Below are 10,662 nucleotides of genomic sequence, written 5' to 3'. Positions count from 1 at the left end.
AGAGAAAAACAGCATAAGGAGAGATTGGTATAGACGATATTATTTGGATTATTAACCGGCAGGGATAGTCACTTTCCCTTTTTATTCCTGCAGGTTTTACATAAGAAGATGGATTCCGGTCAGCAAAGGCAGCTCCCACAATGCCTTTTGGATATCTGCTTCTGCAAGTTGTAGTAAGTAATTGCTTCCCATCAAAATCATGGGGAAAGCGAACTGGTCTGAAAGACCGCCAGTTAGTGTGATGATGATAAGGAGATTTTGAAACTGATGACAGACAGAGATTATGCAATTAAATCAATGAAAGAGATTACCTTCCAGATGGCAAGCCATGCACAGGATTATCTGGAAGTAACGATTGAAAGACATTATACTGATATTAAAGAACTGATGACAAGCTATCAGAAATTGATTTTGGAAAATCAGATTGTGTTAGAAGAACTGGATATGGAGTGCCAGGAGAAAATCAATGAAGATATGGCATATGCGTTGAGTTATCTGAGCATTTATAACAATCAGCTGAATGTGCCAAAGATGCACCGGGAAATGAATAACCTGATGATCATTTATGGCTTGTCAGATATGATCTATCGTGGAATGACACTGGTTAAGTTCTATGCACCGAATGGTGTGATGCTCAGTGAGATCCTTCATTCCTGTTTTTGCAGTCATTATAATAAGACAGATGTGGAAGTGCAACAGGAGTTAGGAATAGGCAGGACTTCATTTTATAAAATGAAGAAGCAGGCACTTGGGTATTTAGGATTTTATTTTTATGAGATCGTGGTACCGCAGGCAAAGGATAAAAGATTTAAACCGTCACTGGGCGTAGAGGAAGAGTAGGTGAATAATATGAGATACGAAGATTCGATGAAAGGTGTAGCTGATCAGATAATCAAAGAACAGCAGCGAGCCAGTAAAATTAAAAACAATCCAGAAGAGTTCCATTGGCATGATGAATATGCAACGTTGAATTTCTTTCGGTTTATCTGCAAAAATATCGGTAACTTGGGAAATGGAGAAATTGAAAAAATGGTCACACGCTTGAAAAGCATAGATCAGAAAGCAGTGGAAAACCATGTGAATGGTGCTGTTTGGGCATTTGATTATGATAAGATGTTCTGTGTACTGATGGAAAATGAAATTTGCCGAAAAGTGTGTGAAAAGAATAAATATAATAGTTGGATGAAGCTGATTGGAAATTATTGTTTTCAAGTGGTGTAGGATAAAATAGTGGCTTGTGAAAAGCTGATTTTGATGTTAAGATGAAATTGGGATAGGAGACATTTAGGAACCTATCCTGACATAGCAAAGAATGGAGGCGAGAATGGACGTGGCGAAAGAAGAAATCGTGAAAACAGAAGAATTGGAAACACGTTACGAAAGATACAAGGGTATCTTAAAAGACCTTACCATCATGAGCGATGTGTTTATGCGGAATGTATTCAAGAAACGGGAATGTACAGAATATGTTCTGCAGGTAATTATGAATAAAAAGGATTTGAAAGTGATTGATCAAGTTCTGCAGAAAGACTATAAGAATTTGCAGGGGCGTTCAGCTATTCTGGACTGTGTTGCCAGAGATTCTGAAGGCCAGCAGATGGATGTAGAAATCCAACAGGACAACGAAGGGGCATCTCCAAAAAGAGCAAGGTATCATAGTGGTCTGATGGATATGAACACATTAAATCCAGGACAGGATTTTGATGACCTTCCGGAAAGCTACGTGATTTTTATCACTAGAGACGATGCACTTGGATACGGACTTCCGATTTATCATATAGACAGGAAAATCGAAGAAGTCAGTGAGAATTTCAAGGATGAAGCTCATATTATCTATGTAAATTCTAAGAAACAAGAGGATACAGAATTAGGCAGACTGATGCATGATCTTCATTGTAAGAATGCAGAAGATATGCACAGTAAGATACTTGCTGACAGAGTATACGAATTGAAGGAAACACAGAAAGGGGTTGAAGTCATGTGCCGTGAGATGGAACAGATTTATAGTGAAGGTATTGAAAGTGGTGAGCTGAAAAAAGCAAAAGCCTCAGCATTATCCATGGCTGCGGATGGAATGAAAGTTGATAAAATAGCCCACTATCTTAATGTGAGTGTTCAAATGGTGCAGAAATGGATTGATGAGAGCATGAGTGTTGCACATTAACAAATGATGAATTTTAATGGAGCTACCAGGGGATACTAATTCTTCTGGTGGCTTTTTTGTGTGTTGCATGTATAAAAAAATGAAAACTAGTTCTATAGAACTACAACTTGATTTGCGGATTCTGTATCTTTCAATTATCCATCAGTATACTAATTTTAGACCGAATTATCGTTCTGAAGGAGGTGCTACGATGGATTTGAAAGCGGTTGGTCAGCGAATCAAAGCAGCAAGAGAAGCAAAAAATCTTACACAGGAAGAACTGGCGGCGCTGGTAAATTTAAGTACAACACATGTCAGTGTGATAGAAAGAGGACTGAAAGTAACAAAGTTGGATACCTTTGTAGCAATTGCCAATGCACTTGATGTATCGGCTGATGCGCTACTGATAGATGTTGTGACACATTCTGTCACAGGTGTTACTAATGAATTATCTGATATGATAGGAAAATTGCCAAAGGACGAGCAGAAAAGAATTTTAAATGCGGTCAGAGCTTTGGTAGACTAATGGAATAGGCATTGAAATCGAAGGGCATTTAGCTCTTCTTTTTTTTATTCTTTTTTATGGATTCGTTTGTGAAAAAATCTTTTTTCATAGTGATAATCATGATATAGTAGTTCTAAAGAACTATAAATAATTCTTTAAAACCGGAGGGCGGGTAAATGAGAGAAAAAAATATTTATGAGAAAATTGCAGAAAAGTACAATACGACACCAGAAGAGGTGCGTCGGGAAATGCAGATAGCGATTGATGCTGGATTTGATGATCCAGATCCGGCTGTGCAGGAAGAATGGAAGAAAATGACACTTAAAGGAGACAGACCCACACCGGAAGAAGTAATCAATTACGCAGTAAAAAAACTAAAAGGAAAATAAAAATATGAAGAAAAAGATAATTGCATTGATTTCAGGAGCAGTGATCTTGGTAATTGCTGCAGGAAGTATTTATGGGAAATCTGAATCTGGTCATAAGGAAGGTGAACCGGATGTAGTTGGAACATTTTCCGTAAATCGGGATGAAAATTTAACCGTGGTCGCTAACCGGAAAAATATTGAGGATAGAGAAGCGTTTGTAAGAGAGCTTTTGCAGATGTACAAGGATGATTCTTTTTATTCGACAAAATTCTCCACAGACAGGGGATATGCGACGAGTCTTGATATGAACATCTATTTATGGAAAGAAGATATTGAAGATGGGGAATCGGTAATGACAGCCGAATACAGACCTGTAGAATACGGAAAAGACTACGATATAGTCAATAATCCTGATAAATTTCAACTATATATAGATGGAAAAGAAGTAGAAGAATAACACGGTGAACTTTTTATACTGAAATATGTACGATTCCAATAATGACATGAACTTATGGGAACATATTGCGGATACTTTGTGAACTTTATCCTGATACAATGATTATGCTGACGAAAGAAGGCATAGATAACTGAATATTAGATAAGAGACGAAAGCCTCAGTAGTTAAGAAAAAACTACTGGGGCTTTTTTTCGTGCCTGAATTTCGCAGCCAATAACTGCGGGCGTGTCCCGGCAGGACAAAGGTGGAGCAGGCATGATCCTAAACAGAGGTCCGCCTTCTGGATTTGAAACGAGCAACAAGATTTCAAATTCAGGAGGAACGGATATGTATATTGAACACCCATATTTTTATGAAGGAAAGTATTACGCAAATATTGACGGAGAAATGATCGAGATAACAAAAGAAGTTGCGTATGCGATGAACAATTTTTACAGAAGCAGCAAGGCAAAAAAAGTTGAGATTAAGAACGAACTGGGTGAGGTCGTGGATAAGATGCTGAGAGAAGTACCTTACAGCGGTCAGTCCATTGATGGAGAAGGCTTCATGATTGAGGATTTTCCAGATCTGAACTGTGATGTGGAGCACTGTGTACTGACAAAAATGGAACAGCAGGATATTCATAAAGTGATCAATCAGCTGAACTCAGAGGAACGCATGATTATTTATGGCATTTTCTTTGAAAATAAGACACAGACACAGATGGCGGAGATTATGGGGATTTCCAGACAGATGCTGTCATACAAGCTGAAATCCACTCTTAATAAGATGCGTGAAATGTATATGAATAAATTTTTTTAAAAAATTTTTCAAAATCTTTTGCATCTGCCAAAGTCATTTGACTTTAGTAATTAGAGGAAGTTAAAGGACTTCCTAAAATGAACCATGATAACTGAATATCCAATAATAACTGACGTGACATTTCATGCAGAGAGCACGAGGAAGATGCCGCTATAGGATTATAAGACAAAACCAAGATTTTTAGTTCAGTCCGTAATGCTGCGAAAAAGCACTGACCGAAGCCAGCTGGCAGGCTGGTGATGCGATGATATGTATGAGATGCGATACACTTGCAGATCCTGAGAAGTCTGTAACTGGTAAACCTATGAACTGCTGGAGCCTGGAAACGAGAGTTTCCGGGTTGTGGTCCGGAGTATGCATCCGGGCAGGTTATTATTCCCTTCCTGCATATGCGGGAGTAACGATTCGGGGTATCGAGGATAAATAGAATCGAGCGAGCACTGTTTAATAATCAAATTGGCTATAGAGGTTATGCGGCAGAGCTTTCCTTATGGGAAAGAAACTCTGCCGTATTCCTGTGGAGCCAATATAGCGCTATGAATGCTTTACAAATAAAAAAAGATTGGAGAGATGACAAGTGACGATTCGAAGAGGCGATATCTTATGGGCGGATCTCGGTATGTTCCCGACAACTTCGGTTCAGGGTGGAGTGAGACCGGTAATCGTAGTGAGTAATAATAAAGCCAATACATACAGTTCAGTCATAACGGTAGTTCCGCTGACATCAAGAATATATAAGAAACGGTATTTGCCAACACATGTATTTATCAGCAAATATGATATGACGGGAATCCGAAAAGGAAGTTTGGCACTGGCTGAACAGGTTATGAGCATTTCTACGAAATGTATTATTGAGAAATGCGGAAGAGTGAACAAGTGGAGCCTGGATCGGGTACTGAAAGCAGTACAGATTCAGATGGGAATGGAAGAGAAGACTACATAGCTGTTACGAATATTTATTTTCGATAATGGTAACTATAGGAAAAGGAGGCGATGTCCATGACAGCAGTTGAAAGATTAGAAGCGTTGAAAACGGTTGATATCAAAGAGATTGACCGAGATAGTTTGCCAAAGTACAAGGATTTGATTTCAGAGCTGGATAGCAGGAAAAATAATAAGATGGAGGTGCTGCTTAACCACTCTGATAATCCGTATGTATATGAAGATATGGGCTATGTCGTAAAAAGTGTTTTTAATGCAGCAGCTTCCCTTTCCTATATAGATTGTACAAAACAGCTTGTAGCAAAGAAAGCTGGATTGGCGTAAGGAAATAACTGGAACAACAAAATTTCATATTCACACAGAAGACGAAGTGTGCTATAATGCTAACAGGACTAAATTTGAATAGAGCACTTCTATTTAAGGGTTCTGTTTTGGCAGAATCTTTGGATAGGAGTGTTTTTTATGCAAAAAAATATCTGGATAGCAGCCAAGTACCTTCGTCTCAGTATTGAGGACGGAGATAAGGCTGAAAGTGAATCTATTGTAAATCAGTCAATTTTGATTGATAACTATATGAAATCGACGTCTGATATTACTATTGTTGAGACATTTAAAGATGATGGTTTTTCAGGTACAGATTTTAATCGACCTGGTTTTCAGGCAATGCTCAAAGCAATTGAAAATAAGGAAATCAACTGTATCATTGTAAAAGATTTATCCCGATTTGGTAGGGAGCATATAGATGTTGATCGGTATATTCAAAAAGTATTTCCACAACTGGGAGTACGATTTATAGCAATCAATGATAATTATGATTCTGAAACAGCAAACATTACCGATACACATCTTGTATTACCGGTAAAATCCTTTGTCAATGACACGTATTGCAGACAGAATTCTCAAAAAGTAAGAAGCCACTTGAGTGCAAAAAGAAATATTGGAGAATATGTGGGAAATTACGTGTCATATGGGTATAAAAAGTGTGATACTGATAAAAGTCAGATAGAAATTGATCCGGTTGCTGCAAAGCATGTAAGAGATATTTTTACCTGGAAGATGGAGGGCATGAGCAATCAGCTGATTGCAGATAAACTGAATGAACTGGGAGTTCTTGCACCGGCTGATTACAAACGTGCGACCGGAGTAAATTTCAAATCGTCATTTCAGACACATTTGACATCCAGGTGGTCAGCAGTAGCAATTATCCGTATCTTAAAAAATCCAATCTACTACGGAGTGCTTCAGCAGGGAAAGTCCCAAAGAATTAACTATAAAGTTAAAGTGCAGAGGGCATTGCCAAAAGAAGAATGGGTAATTTTTGAAAATCATCATGAAGGTATCGTTACAAAAGAAGAATATGAAACAGTTCAGATGTTACTTGCGAAGGATACAAGGATAGCTCCCGGAGAAAACAGACTTTATTTATTTGGTGGGTTATTATCCTGTGGAGACTGTGGAAGTAATCTGATTCGGCGAACCAATAGTTACAAGGGAGAAAAGACAGTTTTTTATATCTGTTCTTCTTACAATAAAAAGAAGGATCAATGCTCCAGGCATAGCATTAGAGAAGATGTGCTGATTCAACTGGTGATGGATTCTTTGAAAATGTACAGCAAGATGACGGATGCCATACGAAGTGCAGTAGAGTATTTAAAAGAGAACTCTTTGGATACACAGACGTTGATACAGCATGATGACCTGATACTTGAATTACGAAACAAAGTCAATAAATATTATAAGTTGTTACATTCATTATCAGGAAATCTTGCATCAGGAGTTATTTCCAAGGATGATTATACTTTACTTAGAGAGCGGTATCAGACAGAAATTAAAAGTCTGGAAAGCAATATTGAAAAGCAGGAAGAATATATGGAAGATCTGCTGGAAAATAAGCTGTTGTGCGAAGAATGGGTGAATACATTTCTTGAGAAACCATCTCTGGGAGATCTTGACAGAGATATGCTTCTTCAATATGTGGAAAAAATAAATGTATTTGAAGGGAAAAAAATAGAGATTGTTTACAGATTCCAGGATGAGCTGGTAACAGCTGCAAGACTGGCGGAACAGATTGGAAAAACAAAACAGGAGGTGGCTGTATAATGGCAAGAACAAGAAATCGCCAGATGAAACAGGCTGAAACATTCGTACAGGCATCACCACAGAAGGTTTGGAAAGCCGGTATTTATACCAGAATATCTGTAGATAACAACGGAGAAAAAAGAGAGTCGTTGGAAACACAGAAATTGATTGCTCTTTCATATGCAGAATCTCATCCGGATATTGAAGTTGTAAAGTTTTATAAGGATGACGGTATATCAGGTACGAAATTTGATCGCGATGATTTTGTGAGAATGCTAGGTGACATCAAAACAAAAGAAATAAATACGGTCATAGTAAAAGATTTATCACGATTTGGTCGAGATTTGGAAGAAGTATCGAAATATCTGGAAAAAATATTTCCGTTTATGCAAGTACGCTTTATATCAGTGAATGATAACTATGACAGTATCAGTCCTGAATGTGACAATCAGATGCTGGGAATCATGATATCGAATCTTGCAAATGATATGTATGCAAAAGATGCATCAGTAAAGATGGCAAGTGCTATGAAAATTAAGATGGAGTCAGGTGAATATTGTGGTGGAGATGCTCCTTATGGGTATAAGAGAGCTAGAGATGAAAAAGGAAAATCTACTACGGTTCCCGATCCTCTAACTGCACCGTATGTAGTAGAAATATTTGAAAAACTTGCTGCAGGGCAGTCATATTTGAAAATTTCGAGAGAGTTTAATACCATGCTGCTGGCTTCGCCAAGGGTATACGCAAGAACTGGGAAGTTATTCTTGGATAGAATTGACGAAACGGATATGCATTGGCAATCATCTGTAATTAAACAGATTGCGGAAAATAGGCACTATTTGGGAAATACTTATTCACATAAAACAAGAACCTCACTTCTTACAAAAGAAAAAAATGTAATGTTGGATAAAGAAGAATGGATTGAACATGTGAATACCCATAAGGCTATAGTGAGTGCTGAATTATTTGAAAAAGTACAAAATGTAATCAAATTAAAGCAGGAGAAAGCATTGCCCAAAAAAGATTTATCGAATATGCAGACTCATGGAAAACAGGATAATAAGTATGTTGGATTGATATACTGTGGTGACTGTGGCGCTAATATGGTTCGGAGATACTATTACAGCGAAAAGAATGGTGTTTTGTATTACAATTACTATTTCATTTGTGGTAATTACGCAAAAATTTCCAAGGAAAAATATAACTGTAATCGCTGGAAAGAAGAAGTAATTGATGAACTGGTGTATCGGGCACTTATCATGCAGCTAAAAACAGTATGTGAATTAAAAACGCAACTGAAACGCTTTAATGATGAATATTTTGAAACATTCCAAAAATATTTGAACAGGGAACAGAGTAAGATTGTTCAGCTCAATAAAAGGAACGAAGCAAGACGATTTGAATTATATGAGCAATATGTTTCGGGCGAGATTGATACGGATGCATATAATCGTATGACAGAAAGAATAACTATGGTCGAAAAAGACCTGGTTACAAGACAGAAAGAAATTGAGAAGAGTAGAAAAATTACAGAAAAATTGTGTAAAAAGAACTTCTCGTGGCTTGCTGAATTCAGTAAAGGAAAGAATTTGGAATTCCTTACAAAAGATGTTGTCCGTTCTTATATAAAGAAAATCTCTTTATATGAAGACAAACGTATAGAGATCGAATTTAAATTTCAAGATGAAATACAGGCGTTATCAGAAATTTTAGAGGAGGGGGTGATCAGATGTCAGATGGTAAGTGCATAGTAAAGTATTTAAGATTGTCGCTGGAAGATGAGGATATGCTGGATGAATCCAATAGTATTACCAATCAGAGAATTGTGATTGGCCAATACATAGCCAGTAAAAATGAGTTCAAAAATACGGAAGTGTTAGAATTCAAAGATGATGGCTATAGTGGAACGAATTTCGATCGCCCAGGATTTCAAAGTATGATGGAATTAGTAAGAGATGGAAAAGTCAGCACAATTATAGTGAAAGACCTTTCTCGATTCGGCAGGAATCATATAGAGGTTGACACATATCTGGAACAAATTTTTCCATTTATGAATGTGAGATTCATAGCGATCAATGATAATGTTGATAGTATGAAATATGAATCTGGTATGCCGGGAATTGATGTTGGTTTCAGAAATATTATTAACGAACATCATAGCATTGATACTTCCGTTAAAGTAAAAAGAACTTTGATACAGCGTCAGAAAGCTGGAAAATATATGGGAGCGAGAGCACCGTATGGATATTTGAAGCCTGATGAAGATGTGACCAGCCTCGTGATTAATCCGGAGACAGCGCCTGTTGTGAAGATGATATTTCAGAAATATCTTGATGGAATGAATATTACTCAGCTGGCACGTTACCTGAATGAGCAGAAAATTATGAGTCCAGGTCAATATAAAAGAGAAGTTCTGAAAACTGGTGTGAAGAAAACAACAGAAAAATATATCTGGTATCCGGTAACTGTAAGACTGATACTGATGACAGAAACGTATACGGGAACTACGATTGGCGGCAAGTGGAAAGTTGCTTCGGTAGGAAGTAATAAGCATTTGAAAACAAAAGAAGAAGACTGGATTGTGGTTGAGGGTACGCATGAAGCGATTGTTTCTAAAGAGGTGTTTGATGCTGTACAGGAAAAGTTGGAATTAAATTCCAGAAAGAGGAGCAAAACCCACAATAATAATTATCCGCTGAAAGGATTGGTAAAATGTGGGGGATGCGGTCAGAATCTACAGCATGTAACCAGATGCAATCCGCACTTTAAGTGCCCAAGGAAATTTAATGTGGCAAATCAAGATTGTGTAACAGACAATTTATATGATGACGAGTTCAATGAGATGATTTTCAGGGCAATAAAGCTGTTTGCAAAGATCAGTGATGATGCTGAACCGGTACTCGAATTACAGAAAGCAGAATTAAAATCAAAAGTGAATGGAGCTGCAAAAAAGATTCGGGATGCCAAAGACAGTATTAGCAGATACAAGCACCAGAAGACTGAACTATATATGCGATATGCAATGGAAGAAATCTCAGAAGAAGAGTTCACCAGAAAAAATGACAAGCTGGATAAACAAATTGAGAAAGAAACCTTAGCGATAGCGCAAATGGAGACAGAACAGAGTGAAGCGGCTGAACGTTTATTTGAACTTCCGCCCGATGGCAGACAGTGCCTGACAGACCTGATCGAAGGAAATAAGCAATTAACCAGAGAGATAGCAGTAACTTTTATTCGTGGTATCAAGGTATATAATGATAAGCGAATAGAAATTGAATGGAATTTTGCTGATGAGCTGGTGAAGTATGTAGAGCAGGTGCAGAAAATCTGCAGTTGAAGTGATGATGGACAAATTACAAAAATTTTG

At 37.5% G+C, this 10,662-nt stretch carries 13 protein-coding genes; all 13 read left to right on the top strand.

Going from position 1 to position 10,662, the window contains the following annotated elements; all coding sequences use genetic code 11:
- Window positions 1-267 precede the first annotated feature (267 nt).
- The 13 genes from LIQ05_RS17985 (at window position 268) to LIQ05_RS17925 (ending at window position 10,632) form a co-directional block, all read left to right on the top strand.
- The gene (locus LIQ05_RS17985) at window positions 268-840 is read left to right on the top strand and encodes a hypothetical protein (RefSeq protein ID WP_008688147.1); all 573 of its coding nucleotides are present in this window, start codon (window positions 268-270) and stop codon (window positions 838-840) included.
- Between the two features lie 9 nt (window positions 841-849).
- Window positions 850-1,221 (top strand): hypothetical protein, encoded by a 372-nt coding sequence (locus LIQ05_RS17980; RefSeq protein WP_055268488.1) that lies wholly within the window; start codon window positions 850-852, stop codon window positions 1,219-1,221.
- Window positions 1,222-1,324: 103 nt separating this feature from the next.
- Window positions 1,325-2,164 carry a PD-(D/E)XK nuclease family transposase gene (locus tag LIQ05_RS17975; protein ID WP_055268491.1) on the top strand — a complete coding sequence of 280 codons (840 nt, stop codon included), beginning with the start codon at window positions 1,325-1,327 and terminating at the stop codon, window positions 2,162-2,164.
- A gap of 190 nt (window positions 2,165-2,354) precedes the next feature.
- Entirely contained in the window at window positions 2,355-2,669 is a 315-nt protein-coding gene (locus LIQ05_RS17970; RefSeq protein WP_015568871.1) for a helix-turn-helix domain-containing protein, read from the top strand.
- Window positions 2,670-2,824: 155 nt separating this feature from the next.
- The gene (locus LIQ05_RS17965; protein WP_055268490.1) at window positions 2,825-3,037 is read left to right on the top strand and encodes a sporulation initiation factor Spo0A C-terminal domain-containing protein; all 213 of its coding nucleotides are present in this window, start codon (window positions 2,825-2,827) and stop codon (window positions 3,035-3,037) included.
- Between the two features lie 4 nt (window positions 3,038-3,041).
- Window positions 3,042-3,473: a hypothetical protein gene (locus LIQ05_RS17960; RefSeq protein ID WP_226822766.1), complete on the top strand. Its 432-nt coding sequence runs from the start codon at window positions 3,042-3,044 to the stop codon at window positions 3,471-3,473.
- A 327-nt stretch (window positions 3,474-3,800) separates the two neighbouring features.
- On the top strand, window positions 3,801-4,274 hold the full coding sequence (locus LIQ05_RS17955; RefSeq protein WP_172677496.1) for a sigma factor-like helix-turn-helix DNA-binding protein: 474 nt from the start codon (window positions 3,801-3,803) through the stop codon (window positions 4,272-4,274).
- A 244-nt stretch (window positions 4,275-4,518) separates the two neighbouring features.
- A complete protein-coding gene (locus tag LIQ05_RS17950; protein WP_005344284.1) occupies window positions 4,519-4,701 on the top strand; it encodes a hypothetical protein in 183 nt (60 codons plus the stop codon).
- A gap of 150 nt (window positions 4,702-4,851) precedes the next feature.
- Complete coding sequence (locus LIQ05_RS17945; protein ID WP_008707680.1) at window positions 4,852-5,217, top strand: type II toxin-antitoxin system PemK/MazF family toxin; 366 nt, start codon at window positions 4,852-4,854, stop codon at window positions 5,215-5,217.
- A gap of 56 nt (window positions 5,218-5,273) precedes the next feature.
- Window positions 5,274-5,540, top strand: a complete 267-nt coding sequence (locus LIQ05_RS17940; RefSeq protein ID WP_020993660.1) for a DUF6870 family protein — start codon at window positions 5,274-5,276, stop codon at window positions 5,538-5,540.
- 138 nt (window positions 5,541-5,678) lie between these two features.
- The gene (locus tag LIQ05_RS17935; RefSeq protein ID WP_055266558.1) at window positions 5,679-7,316 is read left to right on the top strand and encodes a recombinase family protein; all 1,638 of its coding nucleotides are present in this window, start codon (window positions 5,679-5,681) and stop codon (window positions 7,314-7,316) included.
- Complete coding sequence (locus LIQ05_RS17930) at window positions 7,316-9,046, top strand: recombinase family protein (RefSeq protein ID WP_008707675.1); 1,731 nt, start codon at window positions 7,316-7,318, stop codon at window positions 9,044-9,046. Before LIQ05_RS17935 ends, LIQ05_RS17930 begins: the two co-directional genes overlap by 1 nt.
- On the top strand, window positions 9,025-10,632 hold the full coding sequence (locus tag LIQ05_RS17925) for a recombinase family protein (RefSeq protein WP_008707674.1): 1,608 nt from the start codon (window positions 9,025-9,027) through the stop codon (window positions 10,630-10,632). Before LIQ05_RS17930 ends, LIQ05_RS17925 begins: the two co-directional genes overlap by 22 nt.
- The last annotated feature ends 30 nt before the right edge of the window (window positions 10,633-10,662 follow it).

Origin of the sequence: Blautia glucerasea (assembly GCF_020537505.1) — a bacterium.
Lineage (GTDB): Bacteria > Bacillota > Clostridia > Lachnospirales > Lachnospiraceae > Blautia_A.
This window is presented reverse-complemented; position numbering and strand designations above follow the sequence as displayed.